The sequence below is a fragment of the Vibrio aestuarianus genome, assembly GCF_012395185.1.
GTDB lineage: Bacteria > Pseudomonadota > Gammaproteobacteria > Enterobacterales > Vibrionaceae > Vibrio > Vibrio aestuarianus.
Genome location: NZ_JAAZTU010000018.1, coordinates 51298 through 76153, shown reverse-complemented (window position 1 = coordinate 76153; position 24856 = coordinate 51298). Strand labels below are relative to the sequence as shown.

Below are 24856 nucleotides of genomic sequence, written 5' to 3'. Positions count from 1 at the left end.
CAGATTCTGTCACTAACTATTTTGGTGGCATACCAATAATGTGGAGTGTTCAATGTTAAAACAACAGCACAAAATCCTTTTTGAGCCAATGCAGATTGGTTCATTAAAACTGAAGAATCGTTACTCTATGGCACCAATGGGTACATTGGGTTGTGTCGATGGTGACGGCGCATACAATCAGCGTGGTGTCGAGTATTATGTAGCTCGAGCACGTGGCGGCGTTGGCTTGATTATTACTGGCGTACAAATGGTCGAAAATGAGTTGGAACAATTTCCAATGCCTTCTCTTCCTTGTCCTACCAACCACCCGACGGCCTACATTCGCAGTGCCAAAGAGATGACTGAACGTGTGCATACGTACGGTGCGAAAATTTTTGCTCAGTTGACCGCAGGTTGGGGACGCTCTTGTATCCCGGGCTTTACCCCAGAAGATAAATCCATCGCGCCTTCTGACGCGCCAAACCGCTTTGAACCTTCGATTCAGCATCGAGAGTTAACGACCGACGAAGTAAAATACTTTATCGGCAAGTTTGTTGAATCGGCAGCGATTGCACAAAAAGCGGGCTTTGACGGGGTTGAAATTCACGCGGTGCATGAAGGTTACTTACTTGATCAGTTCACAATGGAGTTTTTCAACTACCGTACTGATCAGTACGGTGGCAGTTTTGAAAACCGCTACCGTTTCGCAGTGGAAATCGTAAAAGGCATTAAAGCGATTTGTGGTGATGATTTCCCAGTATCACTTCGTTACTCAGTCAAAGGCAACATGAAGGGCTTTGGCCAAGGTATTCTTCCGGGTGAAGTGGCAGAAGAAGTCGGCCGCGATATGGAAGAGGGCCTGAAAGCGGCCAAGTACCTTCAAGATGCTGGCTTTGATGCGTTGAACGTGGATGCAGGCACTTATGACTCTTGGTACTGGAACCACCCGCCTAACTACTTTGCACCTGGCATGTACAAGCCTTACTGCAAGGCGGTGTCAGAGGTTGTCGATATTCCAGTTTTAATGGCGGGACGCATGGAGAATCCTGATTTGGCTGCGCATGCAGTCAACAATGGCATCTCTGATGGTATTTCACTTGGTCGTCCTCTGCTGGCAGACCCAGATACTGTTAACAAGATTCGCCGCGGTTGTTTTGAAGAGGTGCGTCCTTGTCTCTCGTGCCATTTAGGTTGTTTAGGCCGTATGGCAGAAGTAGGCAACTTGTCGTGCGCCGTAAACCCAAGTTGTGGCCGTGAAGAAGAGTTTCGCTTAGCACCAACCCATCGTAGCCAGAACGTCGTGGTTGTCGGTGGCGGTGTCGCAGGTATGGAAGCTGCGCGTATTGCGTCAGAGCGTGGGCATAAAGTGACGCTACTTGAGAGATCCCAACAACTTGGTGGTAACGTTATCCCGGGTAGCCAGGCTCCGTTCAAGCACGATGACAAGCTATTGATTGAATGGTTTGCTGGTGAGATGGAGCGTAAGAACGTGGATGTGCGTTTCGATACTACGGCAGATAAAGAGACCATTGAATCGTTCAATCCAGACAGCGTTATCTTTGCGACGGGCTCGCGTCCAGTGAAGCCAAAATGGTTATCAGGTCAAGATAAGGCACATGTTATCGTGGCAGAAGACATGTTGATGAATCCTGACAAGATCACAGGAGACAAAGTCACCGTGATTGGTGGTGGTCTAGTTGGCGCTGAGGCAGCCTTGTGGATGGCGCAACAGGGTAAAGCTGTGACTTTAATTGAAGCCAGTGACGACATCATCGGTGGTCCTCACGGTACTTGTTTCGCTAACTACCAAATGCTGAAAGAGCTACTGGTTAAAGAGCAAGTGAGCGTATTGACCTCAACGACGCTGCAAACCATCACTGATACTGGTGTTATGGTTCAGCGAGATCAAAGAGACATAGAAATCTTGTCGGATCATGTCGTTTTAGCTTTGGGGTACCGAGCTGAGGATCATCTACATGAAGCTCTCGCCAATCAGCTTGATGTCGAAAACGTGTTTAACATTGGGGACAGCCAGAAGGCCCGTACTATCATGACAGCTATTTGGGATGGGTTTGAAGTCGCGAGAACGCTTTAGCTGACCCGTCCTGATATGGATTGACACTTTTTAGTCAAAACGCTCGATGTACTTCACCGGGCGTTTTGTATTTCAAGGCTGTATGTGGCCTCATCTGATTATAGATTTCTACTGACTCGGCGACCATTTTTCTCGCCTGAGTAACATCTTTAGGTTTCCTCAACAAGTATTCCATTTTCAAAATACCATTTACTCTCTCTGCCAATGCATTTTGATAGCAGTCATATCCATCCATCATGGAACACACGATCTTGTGCCTAGAATGTCAATCTTGGCACTCCTTTGAACAGTACTGTGAGCCCCTATCTGAGTGATGGATTAGGGTGTCTTGATTTCGACGTTTTCTCAAAGCGCTTATAAAAGCTTGTTTTACGGCCTTCGTCTGCATGTTGTCATCCACACTGTATCCAACGATCTTTCTGGAATAGGCATCAGTGGTAAGACTGACATAACTGTTTCCTTCATAGGTCGGAAGGTAAGTAAAGCTTTGTTGCACAAATCGAGTGAACTAAATCAGAATCTCACGATCAGATCAGGGACATTCATTAACCGACTTTGATTTCATGCCGAAGCCTCGTTACAAAACCACCAACTGGCTCAAGTATAATAACTCCTTGATCAACAGAGGTTCACTCACGTTCTGGATTGACGAGGAGGCCATAACTGAGTGGAAACTACCTAAACAGGACAGACGTGGTAGACCAAGACTGTTTAGTGATCTCGCGATCACGACAGCTCTCATGGTAAAACGCATTTTCCCCTACCTTTGAGGGCGCTACAAGGCTTTATCGACTCTGTTTTTAGATTGGTGAGTCCCATTGGTTGACCTCACTATACCTGTATAAGCCGCCGAGCCAAGGATGTAGAGGTTGATTTCAAAGCCTCAACACGAGGCGCCATCAAACACCTAGCCATTGATACAGCTGGGATCAAGGTATACGGTGAGGGAGAGTGGAAAGTGAAAAAGCATGGAACTGATGGCAAGTGTAGAGTCTGGCATAAACTCCATCTTGCGGTTGATACAGATACACATGAAATTATCGCCGCAGAGCTGACACTATTAGGTGTGACCGATGCGGAAGTACTCCCCAACCTACTCAAGCAAACACTCCGAACCATCAAGGAAATCTCGGGAGATGGTGCATATAATACAAGAGAGTGTCATAGGGAGATTAAGATTAAGAAAGCGACACCTCAATCCCTCCGCGTGAGGGTGCAGCTTTCTGAGAAAAAGAGCATCCACGTAATCTAGCAGTTGGCTGCCAAAAGCTCTATGGCTCAAACAAAAAGTGGAAACAGAAGTATGGTTACCATAAGCGGTCATTATCAGAGACTGCTATGTATCGCGTAAAACAACGACTAGGTGCTTCACTCACGTTTCGAAATTACAACGCACAAGTTGGAGAGACTTACGCCATGCTCAAAGCACTCAACAAGCTAACTGGGATAGGTATGTCCGAAACTCAGTGTGTTGTTTAAAATGCGAACAATTTAGCTAGCGTTCACTCTTAAGCTAAATTAGGCAACAGAGCCGCACGCAGCAGCAAATACCGTCGACTTTATCGATTGTATCGTGGAAGAGATGCCATTTCCTATACAGCGTATTCAGACGGACAGAGGGCGTGATTTTGTTTCTGAGAAAGTCCAGAAGCAACTCATGGTTTATCGAATCAAGTTTCGCCCAAACAAGCCTGGCTAACCTCATTTGAATGACAAAGTTGAACGCTCACAGAAAGCAGATAAAAGTGAGTTCTATCCGATTGAAGTGGGGATGGAAAAGCAAGATGTGCCACTAATTGAATGCCATAAGTTAAAAGTAGTTATTTGGAGCTTGATATTACGCTAAGATACTAAAATCGTTAAGTAAATACAAACTAATATTGAGGCTAAGCGACAATGATAAGGAATATGCGTAAAAGACCCTTTAAGACTTCACTTTGGATTGCCTACCTCTCGCCACTTGTACTTATAGTGTTGACTGTGGTTGTACTCATATCACTTAGTATTCGGGATACTTTACATTATCTTGGTGATGGCTATGCGAAAGTATATAGCCAAATTATTTTGAATGTCTCGATAGAGAATAGTTCCGCTTTAGTTACACCAACAAACTGCGAATACCTTCAGCAAGCTTTGCGTTATGAGAGGGAGATCTTCGAAATGCAAATTGTTGCTGACAAAGAGGTTATCTGCTCCTCGCTGGGCCATGTGAATAATAGTCCGATTGTGAATTTAGAGCTACTTGAACAGACCGAGCAGAAAGTAGTGTTTGCAACTGTGCAAAGACCAAACTATCTTTCCGTTGCGGTTATTAATAAACGTGTTCTAAAAGAACAGGAATATTACGCTGTATCGCTGATTGACCTAGACTATTTACGTGCCAACATGGGCTACCGAACTGACACTAGACTTGAATCTGCTGCATTATTTATTGGAACAGATGACGCCCCTCACAACGTGAAGCGAGATGCGGGATGGTTCTCTTACATGGCACAAACTGAAATTCCTGAGCATAGAATACAAGTGATTGCTAGCGGTTTACTTATAAAAGAGAAGGTGTGGTTTTTCTTCTTTGCCGCTATTCCTGGTACCCTAGCGGTATATATCGGTTTCTATTACGTCCGTCTCTATTTCAACAAGCACCAAGGGATTCACAATGAACTGAAGCTAGCGATTCAACGTAAAGAGTTTATTTTACATTATCAGCCTCAAGTGAATGGCCGCAATCGGGAAATATGCGGAGTAGAAGCATTGGTGCGTTGGATACACCCTGAGCGAGGGTTACTTTATCCTGACGTATTCATACCGATATTAGAAGAATTTGGATTAATCGAACAGCTTACTGACGTTGTGGTTGAAAGGGCAGTGAACGACTTCTCATCCTACTCATTTACTCAACCATTTCATCTAGGTATAAATTTTCCACCTGATTACTTCCTATTCACTGAGAAACAACAATACCTAGTTCAAAAGGCAGATTTATTGGGAAAGCAGGGTGTTTTGTTAGGGTTGGAAATAACAGAGAGACAACTGCTAGATGAGCGAGCAAAATCGGCTATTGAACAACTACGCGAATTTGGTCTTGAGGTTCTTATTGATGATTTTGGAACCGGACAAACCTCATTAGCAATGTTAGAAACGACACCAATCGACTACTTAAAAATTGATAAATGTTTTGTTGATACTATTGGTTCCGAGAGTGTGAGTACACCAGTACTGGATGCGATTATCTCCATGGCTCAGGCACTAGATTTGAAATTGATTGCTGAAGGTGTGGAAGAGCAAAGTCAGGCGGACTATCTTATCGCCAAAGGTGTTGTTATTCACCAAGGTTACTTCTACAGCAAACCAGTGGCTTTAGAGGAACTCACGCTTTCGACCCTGTAAATAATTCTGTGTAACTGTCGGGTTACATGTACTCATGTGAGTCGGTCTTCGAACATAATCATAAAGCGGTTTAGAGCTTGTCGCCAGTTTCTAATCGGCATCGTCCACTTCTTGGAAGCATCTCGGATAGCCAGGTAGATCACCTTTCGAGCTGACTCATCCGTTGGGAACAGCTTGCGCTTCTTAATCTCTTTTCTAATAACGCTGTTGAGGGATTCAATGGCGTTAGTCGCGTAGATAGCTCGACGGATATCCTCTGGGTAGTTAAGCAGGGTGTTGAGGTTGTCCCAATACGCCGTCCAAGAGCGACGGATTTGAGGATTTTACTCAGAAGACAAAATTTTTAACCGTTTAGGTAGCCACTCCGTTAGTCAAATTACCCCCAATCAATAGAAAATGTTAATATCGTCACATTAATTGCTGATGCGGCTATAGGTGACTTGGATTTTACCTTTGGTACCCCAAAATTGAATTTTTTCACTTGGTACCCCACCTGATACCCCACCAGCTTAGCCATAAAAACATAAGGTAATAAATACATATGGTTGCAAGCAAAATTCAATGGTTTCCGGGACATATGCATAAAGCACGCAAGGAAATCGAAGAGGTCATTCCTCAAGTTGATGTGATTATCGAAGTGTTAGATGCTCGAATTCCGTTTAGCAGTGAAAATCCATTAATCTCTCATTTACGTGGTGATAAACCTTGTGTCAAAGTGCTCAATAAGCGTGATTTAGCTGACCCAGAAATGACTGAACTTTGGATCGAACATTTTGAAAAAGAGCAGGGTGTAAAAGCGATGGCGATTACGACCGCTAACCCTCAAGAAGTTCATAAGATATTAGAACTGTGTCGTAAGTTAGCCCCACACCGTGAAGAAATTGGCAAAAATATTCGCACCATGATTATGGGCATTCCAAATGTTGGTAAATCGACGATAATCAATACATTAGCTGGGCGAACTATCGCACAAACTGGCAACCAACCTGCCGTGACTCGTCGTCAGCAACGTATTAACTTACAAAACGGTATTGTGCTTTCAGATACTCCTGGAATTTTGTGGCCTAAAGTAGAAAATCCGCACAGCGGCTTTCGCTTAGCCGCTACCGGGGCAGTGAAAGATACCGCAATGGAATATGATGAAGTTGCCTTCTACACTGTCGAATATTTAAGCAAGGAATATCCTGAACGTTTACAAGAACGTTATCAGATAGAAGAATTGCCACAATCAGATGTCGAATGGATGGAAGAGATTGGTCGCAAGCGTGGCGCACTACGCGCTGGTGGGCGTATCGATTTGCATAAAGCTTCTGAAATTCTTTTGCATGAACTTCGCCAAGGTACTCTCGGGCAAATCACATTGGAACGCCCAGAGATGATCACTCAAGAGCTCATCGAAGTGGAAGAACGTGCCGCTCGAGATGCGGAAGAAAAAGCGAAGCGGAAAGAAGAAAGACGTAAACGCTATTTACGTAATAAACGATAGAAAAACAGACAGTATATCAATAGTTTCAATGAGTTAAGGGCAATGTCATATTGCCCTTTTTTCAGCGATTATGCTTCAATACCGGCTAATTTCAGTAATATTGCCTCGAGTTGATCCCAAGGCATTAATTGTGAGTCGATCACTTCCAACCGTGACTCGAACCCTTCCAAACTCATTTCATTAACCGAAACTACACCATTAGCGACATTAAATGCATAGCAGCCTTTGTCTGTGTTCACAACGGCTTTAACTCGCTCTGCCGTTAATGCGCTCAGCATTGAAAATAGCTCATCAAAGTCAAAATGATACTCTGCACCGAATAGCCACCCACAGCTAAAGTAACCTTGTCCTTGATTCTCTTTACGAACGAACGCTTTACCCGGCTCCAATTCAAACTGGGGTTCTAATGCTGCGTGGTGGTGATGGTGAGATTCAATATCAGTCGAGGCGCAGCCGTGAATGCGTTCAATATCAAGCAACTCCAGTGGCAGTTGCCCTTGCTTGACTAACTTACTAAATACCTTAGCTGGTGTTTGATCCGTCACCCAGTCATTAAAAGCGTCAATATCATCACTGGTGCATTGATCGACTTTATTACCAATGACGATATCGGCACTCGCCAGTTGATCATTAAAATTTTGATTTGATGTATATTTTTCATCTGATAGATTTCTTGGGTCAACCAACGCGATTGTGGCTTTTAAATCAACATAGGCTTGATATTGCTGTGAGGTTAATGTCGCAACGACTTGTTTTGGATGTCCCAAGCCTGTCGGCTCGATCAACAACCGGTCGGGTTTTTGTCTAAGAAGCACATTGATGCCAACTGACATAGGAACACCAGCGGTACAACACATACAACCGCCAGGAACTTCTTTAATCATTGCCCCCTGTTCAGACATCATCGCACCATCAATGCCAATTTCTCCAAATTCATTAACCAGCACCGCCCATTTTTCATGGCTAGGTTTATTCTTCAATAGATCTAAAATGGCCGTGGTTTTTCCAACACCAAGAAAACCGGTAATAATATTCGTTGGTACTTTTTTTGTCATATCAGCACTCCTTTTGACGGAGTATATACTGAAATAATGGCAAGGTGCAGCGTTTGAAGAGTATGCGGAGCTAACACGACAAAAGGCGCACTGCAAGAGCGCGCCCTTTACCTCGTTACTCAATCGTGAGTTTGCGAATTGGGAAGGCTATTGATGCAACCCAATCATTTACGAGGAAATAGAATTGAATTTTGATTCCATCCAAATTGTAGGTAAGGCTTTCTTCCTCCGTGTACGATATTGAATCTGCCTTACGCTTTAAATATGGTTCATTTTTGCTAAATCGCAAGTCATCGATCATTATTTTTACCGTTCAGATCTCATTTTTGACAAGTCATTCATCTATATTCCATATATGAAAATCAACATTCCAGCTTTGAAGCTATAGTTGATTACTTTCGAGCGTATAATTCTGCAACCTGAAGATTTCAACAATACCCAAGGCCGATTTTAAATGACCAAAAGAGAGAAATTAAAGCAGTCGCTACTTGCTAGAGTTCCAAAAGATACCATTAATCAATTTCTCTCTAAGGAAAAAACACCATTTTCTGTTCTGTTTCTCTCTCTCATCGTCGGAATACTCGCTGGTATTGTTGGCACCTATTTTGAGGCAGCGGTGCATTTAGTTTCTGAAACACGAACCGAATGGTTAAGAAGTGAAATTGGCAATATTTTACCACTTTGGTTAGCTGCGTTTCTCATTAGTGCTGCACTGGCATTCGTAGGCTATTTTCTTGTTCACCGCTTTGCTCCAGAGGCTGCAGGTTCTGGTATTCCTGAAATTGAAGGGGCAATGGATGGTATGCGCCCGGTACGATGGTGGCGTGTTCTTCCAGTTAAATTTTTCGGTGGTATGGGAGCTCTCGGCTCGGGGATGGTTCTAGGTCGTGAAGGGCCAACCGTGCAGATGGGTGGTGCAATTGGTCGCATGGTCTCCGATATTTTCCGCATCAAGAATGACGACACTCGCCATTCATTGCTGGCTTCAGGTGCTGCGGGAGGTCTAGCTGCCGCTTTCAACGCACCACTTGCTGGTATTATGTTTGTTATTGAAGAAATGCGTCCACAGTTTCGCTATACGCTAATTTCAGTGCGTGCGGTCATTATCTCAGCCGTTGCGGCTAACATCGTATTTCGTATGATCAATGGTCAAGCCGCTGTTATTCATATGCCTCAGTACCAAGCGCCAGAATTAGCAGCATTATGGTTGTTTTTACTTCTAGGTGGACTATTTGGGATATTTGGCGTTCTTTTCAATAAGCTGATTACTCTCTCGCAAGATATGTTCACCAAAATACATAAAAACGATCGCAAACGGTATTTACTTACTGGTTCTTTATTAGGCGGTTGTTTTGGGCTTACATTACTTTATATCCCAGAATTGACCGGGGGCGGTATCGCGTTGATCCCTAATATCACCAACGGTGACTACGGCGCAATGTTACTCCTCTTACTATTCATTGGTCGTATTTTTACTACCTTAATTTGCTTTGGTTCTGGAGCACCTGGAGGTATTTTCGCGCCAATGTTGGCACTTGGAACTCTATTTGGCTACGCATTTGGCTTGATTGCCCAAGGTCTACTGCCTGAACTGTCTATAGACCCAGGTATGTTCGCCATTGCCGGTATGGGAGCGTTGTTTGCAGCCACAGTCCGTGCGCCAATCACAGGTATTTTGCTAGTGATAGAAATGACCAACAATTACTACTTAATTTTACCGTTAATCATCACCAGCCTTGGAGCTGTAATTTTTGCGCAAATGCTCGGTGGACAACCAATCTATAGCCAGTTACTGCACCGAACATTGAAAAACGCGAAATTACAGCAGCAAGATCTGCCACCAAAAGAGTGATAACCGACTTTAAGGATAGAAAGTCATTTGCAACCAAAGCGTTACTAACGTTACAAAACAGTCGCGTTATGTTGCACAACTTAACGATAAACTTAATAATGTCTTAGTTTGTTGTCGTCTAAAACATGGGTCGTTTTAGAACAAATTAAGATATGGAGTTTATCGTTGAATTGGAAAAGGTTAGTCCAGGTACAAAACACCCCACCTTCACAAGCCGCCCTTGCTTTGGGCGTGGTCAGCCTTGGGCAAGCATGGGCATTGTACATTCCACAAATTGGCATAAGCATTCGTCCATACTTGGCAGCTATTGGGGCATTGCTTTTACTGCCTGTATTAGTGAAATATTTTAGTAGTTTTAGAACCTTCATTACGGATATTCGCCACCCGCTATCCGGCAGCTTGATGGCCCCAATGAGTATGACATTACTTATTCTGTGTGACTACCTAGCTCTGATATCGCCACTCATTGCCTATCCTATTTGGTTCTCTGCCCTGTTGCTTCATTTAACAATGATGATACTATTTTTTAGTTTTCAGATAGTTAACTTCAAAATATCCAATATTGTCCCAAGTTGGTTTCTTTACCCCGTTGGGGTAATCAGTAGTTCTTTAGCTGGTACTCAGTTTGGGCATACTTTATTCTCCGAAACATTGGTAACTGTCTGTATTGCTATCTATTTTTTTATGCTACCACTTATCCTTTACCGTCTTTTATTCGCAGGAATGCTGCCTAAGCGGGCACGACCAACGCTCGCCATAATGGCGGCCCCAATCAATCTCACGCTTGCAACCTATTTAGTTAATTTTCCTGCACCAGACCCAATTTTAACCGGAGCACTGGCTGGTATTGCCATCACAATGACTCTACTTATTTATCTTTGCTACATTCGATTGTTAAGACTTAAATTTCAACCATCCATCTCGGCAGTAACATTTCCATCAGTAATCAGCGCGATTGCCATGCATCGCCTAACCACTTTTTTCCAAGCTGAATATCCTCAATGGTATTGGTTACACAGCTTTGGATTTTTTGAACTGAGTATTGCAACCATTCTAGTGGTATGGGTATCCATTGGCTATATTAAGATGTACTGGCCTGAAATTTAGCCTAAAAAATAGCAATTACATATTCTAAAGCTATATTTTCTTATTAATTCAGGGCTGGGTAAGCCTAATTAATGAAACACGATACAGAAGACAATATATCTTAGTTTGTAATAACAAACAAAATAATAAATATTCATGCGTGACAAATTAAAACTCACAGTCAATATATCCTTTGTCAGCTGGCATTAAATTTAAAATCATACAAAGGATATAACAATGAATACAAAAAAGTGGAAATGCGACCTACCCACATTTATCCAGTCTAGAATTGATTATTTTATCAATGATTTGATAAATAACAATAATAATGGCAAACATCTTGTCCTGGGCAAACGTCCTGTTAAAGATGATATTGTATTGCAGAGTAACGACTATTTAAGCCTGGCTGATCACCCATTAATCAAAGCACGGTTAAAGAATGCAATTGATAAAACACATGATAGCATTTTTATGTCTGCTATTTTTCTTCAAGATGAAGAGACTAAACCTTCTCTAGAAACTCTATTTGCCCAATTTATTGGATTTGATAGTTGCTTGTTATCTCAGTCAGGTTGGAATGCTAATATCGGATTATTACAAGCCATATGTGCACCACAAAGTAATGTCTATATTGATTTCTTCGCACATATGTCGATGTGGGAAGGTGCTCGTTACGCGAATGCTAACATTTACCCTTTTATGCATAACAACTGTGAACACTTGGCGAAATTGGTTGCTCGTCATGGCCCTGGACTTATCGTCGTGGACTCCATATACAGTACCATTGGTACCATTGCACCATTAGAAGAGTTAGTTGCAATCGCTAAGCAAAACGATTGTGCCATCTTGGTTGACGAGTCACATTCGCTAGGTACTCATGGAGAACAAGGTTCAGGACTTGTCAGTCAACTTGGGTTAACGAAGGAGGTTGATTTTATTACCGCTAGCCTTGCTAAAACTTTTGCCTATCGAGCGGGAGCAATTTGGGCAAATAATAACGTTAACCTGTGCATACCATTTGTCGGTTACCCTGCTATTTTTAGCTCGACCATATTACCTTACGAACTCGAAGCATTACATGCGACATTAGAAATAATTAAAACTGCCGACTCTAAAAGAGAGCATTTACATCGTTGCGCGCAAAAACTTCGTTCAGGATTAAATGAAATTGGCTTAAAAATCAGGAGTCAATCGCAAATCATTGCACTCGAAACTGGAGATGAAAGAAATACTGAAAAAGTCAGAGATTATTTAGAGAACAATGGAATATTTGGTGCTGTATTTTGTCGTCCAGCAACATCAAAGAATAAGAATATTATTCGATTATCACTAAATAGTGATATAACCGACACGCAAATTGATAGGATATTGACCATTTGTGCATTGGCAAAGGATGAAAATAACTTTCATTTCAAATAAATCCATAATTAAGAAATAAACTAGTTTCAACAAATCTAACCCCAAGAATGCTCTTGGGGTTATTATATCCATCGCCCTAATTTGCTAAGTAATAGATCTTTATCTGCAGGCTTTAATATATGATCATTCATACCTGACGTGCGAATTTTATCAAGTGTTGCTGGGCTAGTATCCCCTGTATATCCGATAATAGGGATATTTTTATATCCATAAAGATTAAATCTATAGGATTACTCTCAAGCATAGCCATTGCATTTTTACCGTCACTGGCTTGCAATACTTCAAATCCTTGCTTTTCTAGTAATAAAGCGGTGAAGCTGCGCAAAGAATGATTATCGTCGACAAGTAGTATGCGTTTTTCATAATCATACCGCTTAGCTGGTATCTGATTTTTGTCCATCATTAACTCTGAGCTTTCAAACATCAACTTATCAATGATTGCAGCACCACCCAGTAGTAACTTGTGCTTTTCAACAGGGTAAATAGTCAAATGGCGATCCATATTTAACGCATAGTGCTGATTTTGATCGTACAAATAACAAATTTTCGCTTCTGTGAAATGCAACTTTGACTCTAGTTTTGTCAGGTACTCTGGAGACTCGTTAAGTATTTCCAAATCTACGATGATTAAATCAAACTCAAACTCGAATTCCTCTTTTTCCAAGGCGTTATCTGGCTCCAGATTATTTAAACGAAACCCAAGATAAAATGACTTTTCACTCAAATATCGGTTCACCATACTGGTTCTTCCAATATACAATAACGTCTTAGACTTCATGAGATCTAGTTTAATATGTGCAACTTTTTCTGAAGTATAACGGGGGAATGTTAAGGTAAATTCAGTCCACTCCCCTAATATCGAGCGACAACTAATACTACCTCCAAAAGCTTTCATTACTTTACGACAAAATGGCAAGCCTAATCCATAACTACCATTTTTACCAAAAGTATAGAAGTCTTTAAAAATATCTTCTAACAAGTGTTCTTCAATACCAATCCCATTATCTTTGAATAAAATAGTATGCTGATCACCTTGATTCTTTAAAGTGATATGGATGCTAAATGAATCACCATTCTGATAATAAAATGCATTTTTTAACAAATTATAAAGGGTGTACTTTAAAAGCGTACTACTGCCCAAAAATTCAAAATCATCAATCACTTCAAGAGTGACCGATTGTTTATCTTCAGCTTTTTTATAAGAAAAACTGTTCAATGCTTCTTCTACCACGATTTGTGCAGAGATCTTTTTAAAAGTAGACGTTGAAACTCTATTTTGATCTATCGAAGTTAACAACAAATCGATCGTATCATTACCTGAACGAATCACTTCATCTGCATCATTCAATAGCTCTCTGATGAGATTCAGATCCTTAGCTGGTAATGGATACACTTCCTGTTTTGATTCATTCGAATTAGGCAAAACAGAACTTAGCACTTCCATTGAAGCTTTTAACGCACTGAGAGGGTTTCTCATTTCATGGGCAATCCCAGCACCAAATGATTTAGCAATGGAAACTTTCGCTTCATGCTCGATTTGATTACGGAAGTAGAACAAATTGCCAAATACGTAAGTAAATAAGAAGATAGGAATGTAAGGCCATTCAACGACCACCGTTGGTTGAACTGGCATTATTTTATACACGGTAAAATAAGCGCACACTAAGGCGATAACGGCTTGTATGAGCATCACTTTAGTTTCATGTACTAACAAAATATGCAAAAAGATTGAGGCCATAAACGACATTGCCCAAATGGTCGACCAATCATTCATTAACATCATATAGCCAAAAAAGAATGGCAGACAAAAACCTATAACGAACAAGTAATGATAAGGCGCATAACGTTGAATATGCTTGGGAAATACATTTCGAAAAGCAATACTTGCAAATAAGATCGAACAAACACCACGCAGAAGAATACTTTCGTAAGGTTGCGGGAATAAATAGGTCCAAACGTAGTAATAAATTGGGAAGCCAACAAACCCCATCCAACCAACGAGGGTCAAATTGGGTTCAGCATATTGGTATATTTTTTTAACAACTTCCATATAACCTTACCAAGTTGGCCTGTCTATTTTCAAAATCATCATCCTCTCTATCTAGCCTATGGATAAGTGACACGTGATTTAGCGATCTCTATTTAGCACTATCTTGTATCAAGATATATTAACTATTGATACAAGATAGTTAATACCACACACATTATGCAACAAGTTTTATCGAGCTACCTGTGTTTCTTGTCACATCAACATCGATGCGCAGCGCAATTTGCTCTTTTAATTCGCTAACATGAGAAATAATACCTATCGTGCGACCGCCTTGTTGTAAATCGACGAGTGTTTGGATCGCTAGATCCAACGATTCGGGATCCAAACTGCCAAAGCCTTCATCGATAAATAACGTATCCAGTTTGATACCACCGCTGTACGACTGAACCACATCAGATAAACCAAGCGCTAAACATAATGCAGCCATAAATGATTCACCTCCTGACAACGTGGCAACATCACGCCATTTCCCTGTGTAGCCATCTTCGACCATTAAATCGAGCCCAGAGCCTGCATTACCTTTGGCTCTTTCTTCTTTGCGCTTCAATAGATAGCGCCCTTTACTCATGATCTGCAGCCTCATTGAGGCTTGGATGAGCACATCATCTAACAACACACCAAGAACAAACCGATGCAAACTAACTTTAGCACCCGTTTTGCCATTAGCGATATCACTTAAGGTACCAACCACTTGATATGACTTTTCTAGTGCCTCGTTTTTCGCGTACAAAATAGCGATTCTTTCTTTGACACCTTGGTAACTGTCCATTTTTGAACGTAATTCAGCTAACGTGTTGAATGCCATTTGCTGCTGTTGTACAGCTTGCTCAACAACCAAGGTATAATCTTCTACATTAGGCTGGTTTTTATCTCGCAACTCATTGGCTAAGGCTTGTAGTTGCCCTTTGAACGTTGCACTCGCATCATCAAATTCTCTGATGCGACGATCAAGTTGCTCAAGCTGCGCAGGTGCTAAACGAGCTTGTAAGTAATGTGCTTCATGATCAAAACTGCTGTCCTCAAGAGCGAGCAGCCACTCCGACTGAGCCTTACTCAGTGATTGTTGGCATTTTTGTCGTTGTTCAGCAGCACTACTCTGCGCCGACTCCGTACCAGAAAATTGTGCGCTAGCTTGAGTGTAATTTTCTTTAGTTTCAACATCTAAGCGGTGTAGATTTTCTAATTGCAGCTCGGACTGCAACACAACACCATCTAAATATGACTTATCAAGGTATTGTTGAGGAATGCTTTGGTTACAGCTATCGACTTCAGTTTGCTCTTTCGCTACCGCGATCTTAGCGCCTTCCACTTTCTGCTGTTGTTCATCAAAATTCTGTTTCGCTTTTATCTGTTGCTGCTCGAGCGCATTGATGTGCTGTGCTAATTGGTCTGGATTGAGCTGCTCAAGTTGAATAATTTGCTGCTGTAATTGGTTCTGATATTGCAGCAATTGCTCTAAACTTTGTTCCTTCACCGTTAATTGTGCCACAAACCCTTGCTGCTGCTGCTCTAGCAAAGCCACTTGCGTTTCACTGTGCTGCTGACGTTTAAGGATTGCTTGCTCATTAATCAGTTGCTGTTGTTGAGCTTCTCTTGCTTGTTGAACTTGATCTTTAGTCACCGTATCTTCGGAAAAACTGGCGAGATGAGGATGCTCGCAACTGCCACACACAGGACAAGCATCTCCTTGTTCTAGATTACGAGCCAATTCCGCAGCTTGATTAGTATGCCAAATCATCTCCAGCCTATCGGCATGCCTTTTCGCTTGTTGTGTCATTTGTTGCGCTTGTTCAACTTGTAACAAGATTTGCTTTAGCTGCGCATTTTCAGCACTCAGCTTTTGTGTTGTTTGTTCTATTTTGTGGTGAACATCAATCAATACATTGATATTGCTAAGCTCTAAACGCTTGGTGCTTAACTCTGCCAATTGTTGACCAACATGCTCTAGCTCTTTGCGTTTATCAACTATTTGTTGCTCAAACTGAGTGAGCGCAGCTTGCAGGTTATGCTTATTTTGGGTCGCAATATCAACATCGCGCAGCGCTCTCTGTAATGCTTGCTGATGACTATCGCGTTCAATTAGCTTTGTTTTGATCACATTCAAGTCGTATATTTTCTTTGTCAGACTTGGGATGACTTTTATTTGTTCGGTGACACGTTGTTGCTCTGTTTTCGCTTCAAGCAAATACTGCTTTGCCGCTGAAAACGCTTTTTCTTTTTCGATCAATACACCATTGGCTTCTTCCAATTGGCGCTGAGAAGCAAGAAAAGTGTTGTAGAGCGAGTCTAGGTGAGTCGCTTTCAACGCATTTTGGCGCTGCAATCGTAACCTATCTATCTCCTCTGTTTGCGAAAGATGAACCGCTTGCTGCTCTAGCAATGTATGCTGCACCTGAAATTGTTGTGCTAAAGCTTGAGCACTTTTTTGCTCGGCTCTGACGGCCTCAAGTGCTTTTTGACTGTTTTGGTAGGCCAGCTGAGCGCTTTCTAATTCAGGCTTGAGCGATTCAATACTCTCTTGCAGTTGCTGTTCGCTATCCACATTAGCAACGTCCAGAGCACCTTTGATTTGGTTATCAAATTCTTCTTTCTCTTTACGAATACCTGCTGCTTTATCAAAAAGCGCACGCTCAATTTGGCTGTAAATATGGGTTTGGAATAATTGACCGAAAATTTGCTCACGTTCTTTAGAATTTGCCGTCAATAGTTCGCGAAATTTTCCTTGTGGAATAACCATCACTTGTCGAAACTGTTTAACATCCAAGCCAATCAGATCGACCATTGCTTTAGCCACCGGATTCGGGCGATTGGCCAGCAGTTTTAGCTCATCATCAACCAGTTCGTATAACGAGGCAGCATGTGCTTTTTTCGTTGTACCTTCACCGCGCTTTTTGGGCACCTCTTGGTCAGGAGAACGCACCACTTGGAAAGTTCGACCACCCAATTCAAAGCGATAAATAATTTCGGTAAAAGTATGAGGGTCAGCATAGTCACAACGCATCTGGTCACCCGTACGTTCACTGCCCGTCGTTTCGCCGTATAACGCATAGCAAATAGCGTCCAGCAACGAGCTCTTTCCTGCCCCGGTAGGCCCATTGATCAGAAATAATGGAGATGCTCCCAAAACGGTAAAATCAACGATTTCTTGTTTAGCAAAAGGGCCGAAAGCCTGCAAAGTCAACTTCAATGGACGCATTACCGTTCAACTCCTGGTTTTAACGCTTGGATAACCTCAACCACAGCTTGTTCTTGAGCAGGTGTCAATGCCTCTTGTTTCGCTTCTAAAAAGAAATCTCGAAACATATCAACTTCACCACGTGCAAGACGAGCACGCCCCATCTCCTGATCCACACCAATCAGCATACCCGGTTTTTCAAGATGCAATACATTGGGGTATGACTTACGAAGTTTCTCCATAGGGTCAAGTATCGCGTGTTTATCCGTTAAACGAACCAATACATAATCATGGCTGTTTGGATCGGTCTTACCCTGTTCAATCACCTCATCCAGTTCGCCTTCAATAATTCGCATACTATGAGGAGCACTCAGCGGGACGTGGGTTGCACTTACAAAACCGTTGCTATCCAATTCAACCAGTGTTGCACCTTTCTTTTGGTGTTGCTCGGAAAAACTGTATTTCATCAACGAGCCAGAATAACGAATGTACTCTTCACCTTTTTTCTGTGGCTGATGTAAATGTCCAAGAGCAACATAATCAAATGGCGTGAAATGTTCATGGCTGACGCGATCCGAACCACCAATTGATAAAGGACGTTCAGATTCAGACTCGATTGCTCCGTCGACGAAGCAATGACTGATCAAAACATGGCGTTGTGTTGTGTCCCATTGTTCGGTGATTTGTGTAGCAAGATATTGATGGGCTTCGTTGTGATCAGCCACTGACACTGAAAAATGGTGACGAACCGATTCGGGGTCGTTATACGGTATTCCGTAAAAAGCGACTTCGCCTGACAATGGTGTTCGCAACACCACAGGGTGCATCATCTGCTCAAAATTACTGATGATGTGCAGGCCGGAATGTTGCATCTGTTTGGCCGCAAAACCAAGCCGTTTCGCACCGTCATGGTTGCCAGGGATGAGAATCATCGGGATACTTAAGTCATGACATACACGCGTCACCACGTCATCTAACAATTCAATAGCAGAGGTTGGCGGCACAGAACGATCATAGATATCCCCCGCCACGACCAAAGCATCGACCGGGTTATCTTGTAAGTACGTAATCAATTGGTTGAGTACGTCTCGTTGATCGTCTAATAGAGACACATTATGGAATTGTCGGCCGAGATGCCAGTCAGAGGTGTGAAGAAACTTCATTCCAACCCTAAAATACAATGATACGCGTCGCTCTATGATACCCGATTAGCAAAGAAATGCGATCTAACAGCTCTCAAAACTTGTCCGCTAGAGGCATTGTTTGTCGTTACGCAGATCGCACCTTCAATTTTCGAGGTATTAATTCAATGCCCGCTTGATAACGCTTTGCTGAAGCGTTTAATGCAAGGGCTAATGCGCTGTCTGCAATGAGTTCAAATTGCTGTGGCAATGAGTTAATTTTGAACGGTAGAAAATCAAGTAATCGATTGTCACCAAAAGTAGACAACTTAACTTTATTGACCAATTGAGGTTGCTCGAGTAACACATCGAGGATTCCCTCTAACAAAGTATAAGAGGTCGCAACAATGGCATCTGGCATTTGATCGTTCTCTAGCCAATTCAATACCACTTTTTTGCCTTCTTCACGGTTAAAGTGTTCGCCATAACCCACAATGCTTGCAATATTTTGGCTACGTAGCGCCGACTCAAAGCCTAATTGACGTTCTTGAGAAATATTAAGTTCTGGCAATGCGCCAACCAGTCCTACGGTTTTTATCTCTTGGTTAAGTAAAGAATGGGTCAATTCATAAGCAGCGCTAAAATCTTCGCTGATAACACAAGCAAAAAATTCATCATCTAACGGGCGGTCAATTGCAATAACTGGCGTACCTGCATTTTGTAATTTTTGATAAAAATCACTAGCATTAGGAATTGCGCTAGCAACAAAAAGCGCCTCAATTCGACGAGAAACTAAAGCATCCGCAACCGACATTTCAGTTTGAACGTCATCATCAGAACAGGCGATCAAAATTTGGTAGCCCGCCTGGCGAGAGTTTTGCTCAAGCAATTTAGCTAAACGAGCGTAACTGGTGTTTTCGAGATCAGGAATAATCAACCCAAACGATCGGCTATTGCCAGCTCTTAATGCAGAGGCAGCATGATCTGGGCGATAGTTATGAGCATTGACCACGTCCATCACTTTTTGCTGTGTTTTTTCACTAATTCGATACTTCTGAGCTTTGCCATTAATTACATAACTGGCCGTGGTTTTAGAAACACCAGCCAACTTGGCTATTTCATCTAGTGTCATATCAACTACTCTTGTTCTGTGCGTCGGATCATAGAAATAATCATTTGATCTCTGATGAGGTTGAATTATACGCTGAATCGATTCAGTATAAAAGCTGAAAGGATTCAGCAAAACGAAGAAATGATAAGCCACACGACATTTAGTGCTCATTTCAATCAGCAGCACCATTTTTGATTATAAATGCGTTTGCTGAATTTTTTTGGACTGAAAGCTGAATCGATTCAGCTTGATGAAATACGATTATTAAACTATTACTGATTTTATTTCTATTAGTGATAACGAATAAGCCGCAAGGCAACAAGGGGCCAACATGCTGCAACTCACCTCAAATAATATTAAATTGAGCCAATCGCAAGCCAATAAACAAGATGCGATTCGAGCTATCGCTGCCGATCTTGCTGAAAAAGGACTGGTCGATTCTGGCTATGTTGAAGGAATGCTCAACCGCGAAGCACAGAATTCTACGTTCCTTGGCAATGGTATCGCTATTCCACACGGAACGACTGACACACGTTCATTGGTTAAACAGACGGGTGTGGCTGTTCATCATTTTCCTTCAGGTGTTGATTGGGGAGATGGTAATACGGTTTATGTTGCTATCGGTATCGCAGCAAAATCAGACGAACATTTAGGTATTCTTAAACAACTTACCAAAGTGCTTTCAGCCGATGGCGTGGAAGAAAAACTAAAGCAAGCAAGAACCGAAAACGACGTTATCGCTTTACTTAATGGTGAAGTTCAATTTGAGACTGATTTTGATGCATCTCTTATTCAACTACTTTTCCCTGCCAGTGATATGGTGCAACTGAGCGCAGTTGCTGGTGGCTTGCTGCGCAACACCGGTTGCGCTGAAAATGACTTTGTTGCGGAACTGGTGACTAAAGAACCGACACATTTAGGCAAAGGTTTATGGCTAGTCAGCAGTGATAAGTCCGTGAAACGTACGGCGATGGCTTTTGTCTCCACTGCTAATGCTTGCGAATACAACCAAATTCCAGTTAAAGCATTGATTGCACTTGCGGCATGCAATAGTGCTCACCAAAATATACTGAGTAAAATTTCACAACTGATCTTCCAACAACAGCAAGATACTTTACTCAATGCAACGACTGAGCAACTTTTAGCGTTCTTCAACAATGAAGAAACAGCCACTGCTGAAGAAAGCAACTCTGGAAATGTAGCGGTATTCAAAATTAAGAATGCTCACGGTCTGCATGCCCGCCCTGGTGCAATGTTGGTTGCAGAAGCGAAAAAATTTGAGTCGGCAATTAAGGTCTCCAATCTTGATGGTGACGGTAAAGTTGTGAACGCAAAAAGTTTGATGAAAGTGATTGCGCTTGGTGTCAAGCATGGCCATCAACTTCAATTCTCAGCAGAAGGTCCAGACGCGGCTCTGGCTTTAGAATCCATCGGTAAAGCGATTGCTTCTGGCTTAGGCGAAGGTTGAGGGCATAATTATGACCAATAAGGTTGTCACTATCACCCTCAACCCAGCACTTGATTTAACGGGTAGTCTTAACACACTCAATATCGGCTCTGTTAGCTTGGTTGAGCAAGGTTCACTTCATGCCGCAGGTAAAGGCGTAAACGTTGCAAAAGTACTGAGTGATTTAGGTGCTCAAGTGACCGTCACGGGCTTTCTTGGCTGTGATAATCAAGAAATGTTCTGTCAGTTATTTGAAGAAATAGGCGCAAAAGATGAGTTTGTCCGTGTTGATGGTTCAACTCGAATCAACGTTAAATTGGTAGAAGCCTCCGGTGAAGTGAGTGATATCAATTTCCCTGGTGTTGCTGTCACACCAGTTGCTATTGAACAGTTTGAACGAACACTACTAAGACTTGCCGAGGATCATGATTTCTTTGTGTTAGCGGGTAGTTTACCACAAGGCATCTCACCTGCGCTTTGTGCATCATGGATTGAAAAACTGCACTCTATGGGTAAAAAAGTGCTGTTTGATAGCAGCCGTGACGCCCTCAAAGCAGGCCTAGATGCACATCCTTGGCTTATCAAACCGAATGATGAAGAGTTGTCTCAATTTGTCGGACGAGATCTTCACTCACCAGAACAATGTCAACAGGCTGCCGCGCAACTCGCTGAGAAAGGTATCGACAATATTGTGGTTTCCATGGGCGCTAATGGTGTGATGTGGCTCAATCAAAACCAATGGCTACATGCGAAACCACCCCGTATGCAAGTGGTCAGCACGGTTGGTGCGGGAGATACACTCGTGGCCGGACTTTGCTGGGGACACATGCAAAAAATGGAAAAAACTGAGCTACTGACGTTCGCGACAGCCCTTTCAGCACTGGCTGTTACTCAAGTGGGCGTTGGTATCTCAAACCCTAAACAATTAGAAACCCTACAACAACAAATCCAATTACAACCCGTTAGTCACCGTGCTAACCAATAAGGACAGAAGGTCGTAACTATGAATATTGCCATTATCACTGCATGCCCTAGTGGCGTCGCCAACAGCATTATCGCTGCCGGATTGCTTGAACAAGCAGCAAAATCCCTTAATTGGACGGCTAACGTTGAATGTCATTCAAGTGTCATTCAAGGTAATACGCTCTCCGATAGTGACATTACTAACGCAGATGTCATTATTATTGCGGCAAACACACCGCTAGATACTACTCGCTTTATCGGTAAGAAAGTGTATCAAAGTGAGATTTCCGCTTGTACCGCAGACCCTAGTGCTTTTTTGAACAAAGCGGTAAATGAAGCGACAGAACTAACCGAGCAAGCTGCTACCACTTTAGCGGCCTCTGTTGCGACAAATACAGCAACCGATACAGCTAAGAAGATTGTTGCCATTACCGCTTGCCCAACGGGTGTCGCTCATACGTTTATGGCCGCCGAAGCTTTGGAAGAACACGGTAAGCGCCTTGGACATCAGATTAAAGTAGAAACTCGTGGCTCTGTGGGTGCAAAAAATCAATTAACAGCGCAAGAAATTGCTGATGCAGATCTGGTTATCATTGCCGCAGACATTGAAGTGCCACTTGAGCGCTTTAATGGCAAAAAATTGTACAAAACCAGCACAGGCCTTGCACTGAAGAAAACCGAGCAAGAAATAACTAATGCCTTTAATCAAGCAGCTATTTACACGCAGTCTTCATCAGCCAATAGCAACCAAACTGAAGAGAAAAAAGGCGTTTATAAACATTTGATGACCGGTGTTTCACATATGCTTCCAGTCGTGGTCGCTGGTGGTTTGATCATCGCTCTATCTTTTGTTTTCGGTATAGAAGCCTTTAAAGAAGAAGGCACATTGGCCGCAGCGTTAATGACTATTGGTGGTGGCTCTGCGTTTGCATTGATGATCCCTGTACTTGCGGGTTTCATTGCGTTTTCGATTGCAGATCGCCCTGGCCTTGCTCCTGGTTTGATTGGCGGTATGCTGGCAAGCTCTACCGGCGCTGGTTTTCTTGGTGGCATTGCGGCCGGTTTTATTGCCGGTTACTCAGCCAAATTTATTGCTGATAAAGTCTCATTACCTCAATCAATGGAAGCATTGAAACCAATTCTAATCATTCCATTTATTGCGACTTTGATTACTGGCTTGGTAATGATTTACGTCGTCGGTGGTCCTGTAGCTGGTATCATGACAGCAATGACAGAGTTCCTGAACAACATGGGTTCTGCTAACGCGGTCTTACTCGGTGTTATTCTTGGTGCGATGATGTGTTTCGACCTCGGTGGCCCAATCAACAAAGCGGCTTACACTTTTGGTGTTGGTCTATTGGCTTCACAAACTTACGCCCCGATGGCTGCCATCATGGCCGCAGGTATGGTGCCTGCATTGGGTATGGGTTTAGCAACCTTCCTAGCGAAAGATAAATTTGAAGCGGGTGAACGTGAAGCGGGTAAAGCCTCATTTGTTCTTGGCTTATGCTTTATCTCTGAAGGTGCTATCCCATTTGCAGCTAAGGACCCAATGCGAGTCATCCCTGCATGTATGGCGGGTGGGGCATTAACAGGTGCGCTGTCTATGCTGTTTGGTGCTAAATTGATGGCTCCACATGGCGGTCTGTTTGTGCTACTAATCCCAAATGCAATCACACCAGTATTGATGTACCTAGTTGCCATTGCAGCAGGTACAGCAGTGACAGGCTTTGGTTACGCTTTCTTGAAAAACCGTGCTAAAGCGGATGATAAGTCGGCGGCAACCGCTTAAAAACAATAAAATTTAAACCTGTGAGCAGCATGCTGCTCACTTCTTTTTTCTTAGTCCCCCTCAACTAACTTGCCAGTGAATTGCTCCTTTCACTGGCTTTTTTATATCTGTAACTCACTTTCATTACGTAATAAAAAAACCAGCAACAGAGTGCTGGTCTATTTAATGCGTTAATAAGACAGAAAATAAGTCGTTACTTATGCTTGTCCTGGACGTATTTACGGCTTACATCAACAACGGCAACATCCTTAAAGAAGCTGCGTCCCAATAACAACGGAAATGTTAAGTGAGTGCGGTCGGCCAATGTAAATTCCGTTCTCTCTTTAAGATCACCGATTTCTATCCATGCCACTACTACGGCACGCTGTTGTGTACCTTCAGCACTAGATTGACGAATATTCACCCAACGCTCAACTGGTAAGCTGATCTCGTCACTTTTAACATTATCATGCTCAATTCTGAACTTAACCCAATCTTTCCCGTCGCGCTCAAAGTTAACAACATCAACCGCACTGATTGAAGAAGTCGTCGCCCCTGTATCAACACGCGCTCTGAAATTTTCGTTTAAGCCAGGGACATACACCCACTCTTTTTCACCCAGAATCAACTTGCCATCTGACGTTTTTTTCGCCTTGAGGACAATCGCTGGTTTTTCGACCGGCTTTTCAGCCGGTTTCGTTTGCTGTTCAGTTTCTGGTTTGGGTTGTTCAACTTTAGGTTTTTGCTCCGGTTCAACGGGTATTTGGCTAGTAGTACTACACGCCATTAAACTGCCACTGAGCATTAAAGGAACAATAACTTTCCATTGCTGTTTCATTCATTCACCTAATCAAACTGA

The 24856-nt window shown here is 42.6% G+C and carries 14 protein-coding genes and 5 pseudogenes; 11 read left to right on the top strand and 8 right to left on the bottom strand.

Features of this window, described 5'->3' with window-relative positions:
- Positions 1-52 precede the first annotated feature (52 nt).
- A complete protein-coding gene (locus HGG78_RS10505; protein ID WP_172532852.1) occupies positions 53-2074 on the top strand; it encodes an oxidoreductase in 2022 nt (673 codons plus the stop codon).
- Positions 2075-2108: 34 nt separating this feature from the next.
- On the opposite strand, the pseudogene HGG78_RS18950 reads toward HGG78_RS10505, so the two are convergent.
- Positions 2109-2555, bottom strand: a pseudogene (locus HGG78_RS18950) (IS3 family transposase); the annotation flags it as partial.
- Positions 2556-2637: 82 nt separating this feature from the next.
- Between HGG78_RS18950 and HGG78_RS10490 the strand changes: the two are divergent.
- From HGG78_RS10490 to HGG78_RS10480, 3 genes and pseudogenes are all read left to right on the top strand, one after another.
- Positions 2638-3553, top strand: a pseudogene (locus HGG78_RS10490) (IS5 family transposase).
- Between the two features lie 61 nt (positions 3554-3614).
- Positions 3615-3770: pseudogene (locus HGG78_RS18945) on the top strand (IS481 family transposase); the annotation flags it as partial.
- Positions 3771-3982: 212 nt separating this feature from the next.
- Positions 3983-5461 (top strand): EAL domain-containing protein, encoded by a 1479-nt coding sequence (locus HGG78_RS10480; RefSeq protein ID WP_172532849.1) that lies wholly within the window; start codon positions 3983-3985, stop codon positions 5459-5461.
- A 32-nt stretch (positions 5462-5493) separates the two neighbouring features.
- On the opposite strand, the pseudogene HGG78_RS10475 reads toward HGG78_RS10480, so the two are convergent.
- A pseudogene (locus HGG78_RS10475) lies at positions 5494-5781 on the bottom strand (transposase); the annotation flags it as partial.
- A 221-nt stretch (positions 5782-6002) separates the two neighbouring features.
- Between HGG78_RS10475 and ylqF the strand changes: the two are divergent.
- Positions 6003-6947, top strand: coding sequence for a ribosome biogenesis GTPase YlqF (ylqF, locus tag HGG78_RS10470; RefSeq protein ID WP_172532848.1), 945 nt, complete (start codon positions 6003-6005; stop codon positions 6945-6947).
- A gap of 68 nt (positions 6948-7015) precedes the next feature.
- Here the strand turns inward: ylqF and HGG78_RS10465 are convergent, their stop codons facing one another.
- Positions 7016-8002 (bottom strand): CobW family GTP-binding protein, encoded by a 987-nt coding sequence (locus HGG78_RS10465; protein ID WP_172532847.1) that lies wholly within the window; start codon positions 8000-8002, stop codon positions 7016-7018.
- Between the two features lie 454 nt (positions 8003-8456).
- Between HGG78_RS10465 and clcA the strand changes: the two genes are divergently transcribed.
- From clcA to cqsA, 3 genes are all read left to right on the top strand, one after another.
- Positions 8457-9854, top strand: coding sequence for a H(+)/Cl(-) exchange transporter ClcA (gene clcA, locus HGG78_RS10460; protein WP_172532846.1), 1398 nt, complete (start codon positions 8457-8459; stop codon positions 9852-9854).
- A gap of 165 nt (positions 9855-10019) precedes the next feature.
- Positions 10020-10961 (top strand): TDT family transporter, encoded by a 942-nt coding sequence (locus HGG78_RS10455; RefSeq protein ID WP_172532845.1) that lies wholly within the window; start codon positions 10020-10022, stop codon positions 10959-10961.
- 210 nt (positions 10962-11171) lie between these two features.
- Complete coding sequence (gene cqsA / locus HGG78_RS10450; RefSeq protein WP_338128963.1) at positions 11172-12359, top strand: alpha-hydroxyketone-type quorum-sensing autoinducer synthase; 1188 nt, start codon at positions 11172-11174, stop codon at positions 12357-12359.
- A 62-nt stretch (positions 12360-12421) separates the two neighbouring features.
- Here cqsA and HGG78_RS10445 read toward each other — a convergent pair.
- The 4 genes and pseudogenes from HGG78_RS10445 to cra all read right to left on the bottom strand — a co-directional run bounded on the left by HGG78_RS10445 (position 12422) and on the right by cra (position 19987).
- Positions 12422-14409: pseudogene (locus tag HGG78_RS10445) on the bottom strand (hybrid sensor histidine kinase/response regulator).
- Positions 14410-14563: 154 nt separating this feature from the next.
- Positions 14564-17605 carry an AAA family ATPase gene (locus HGG78_RS10440; RefSeq protein ID WP_172532844.1) on the bottom strand — a complete coding sequence of 1014 codons (3042 nt, stop codon included), beginning with the start codon at positions 17603-17605 and terminating at the stop codon, positions 14564-14566.
- Positions 17605-18747, bottom strand: a complete 1143-nt coding sequence (locus HGG78_RS10435; RefSeq protein ID WP_171980492.1) for an exonuclease SbcCD subunit D — start codon at positions 18745-18747, stop codon at positions 17605-17607. Before HGG78_RS10435 ends, HGG78_RS10440 begins: the two co-directional genes overlap by 1 nt.
- A 106-nt stretch (positions 18748-18853) precedes the next feature.
- Positions 18854-19987 carry a catabolite repressor/activator gene (gene cra, locus HGG78_RS10430; protein WP_172532843.1) on the bottom strand — a complete coding sequence of 378 codons (1134 nt, stop codon included), beginning with the start codon at positions 19985-19987 and terminating at the stop codon, positions 18854-18856.
- Between the two features lie 160 nt (positions 19988-20147).
- Here cra and fruB point away from each other — a divergent pair, with 160 nt between their 5' ends.
- Genes fruB through fruA form a run of 3 tightly spaced genes read left to right on the top strand, consistent with a single transcriptional unit; the run spans position 20148 to position 24018 of the window.
- Entirely contained in the window at positions 20148-21284 is a 1137-nt protein-coding gene (gene fruB, locus HGG78_RS10425) for a fused PTS fructose transporter subunit IIA/HPr protein (RefSeq protein ID WP_171980491.1), read from the top strand.
- 10 nt (positions 21285-21294) lie between these two features.
- Positions 21295-22248 carry a 1-phosphofructokinase gene (gene pfkB / locus HGG78_RS10420; protein WP_172532842.1) on the top strand — a complete coding sequence of 318 codons (954 nt, stop codon included), beginning with the start codon at positions 21295-21297 and terminating at the stop codon, positions 22246-22248.
- Between the two features lie 18 nt (positions 22249-22266).
- Positions 22267-24018: a PTS fructose transporter subunit IIBC gene (gene fruA / locus HGG78_RS10415; protein ID WP_172532841.1), complete on the top strand. Its 1752-nt coding sequence runs from the start codon at positions 22267-22269 to the stop codon at positions 24016-24018.
- 193 nt (positions 24019-24211) lie between these two features.
- Here the strand turns inward: fruA and HGG78_RS10410 are convergent, their stop codons facing one another.
- Complete coding sequence (locus HGG78_RS10410; protein ID WP_053310639.1) at positions 24212-24835, bottom strand: ATP-dependent zinc protease family protein; 624 nt, start codon at positions 24833-24835, stop codon at positions 24212-24214.
- Between the last annotated feature and the right edge of the window lie 21 nt (positions 24836-24856).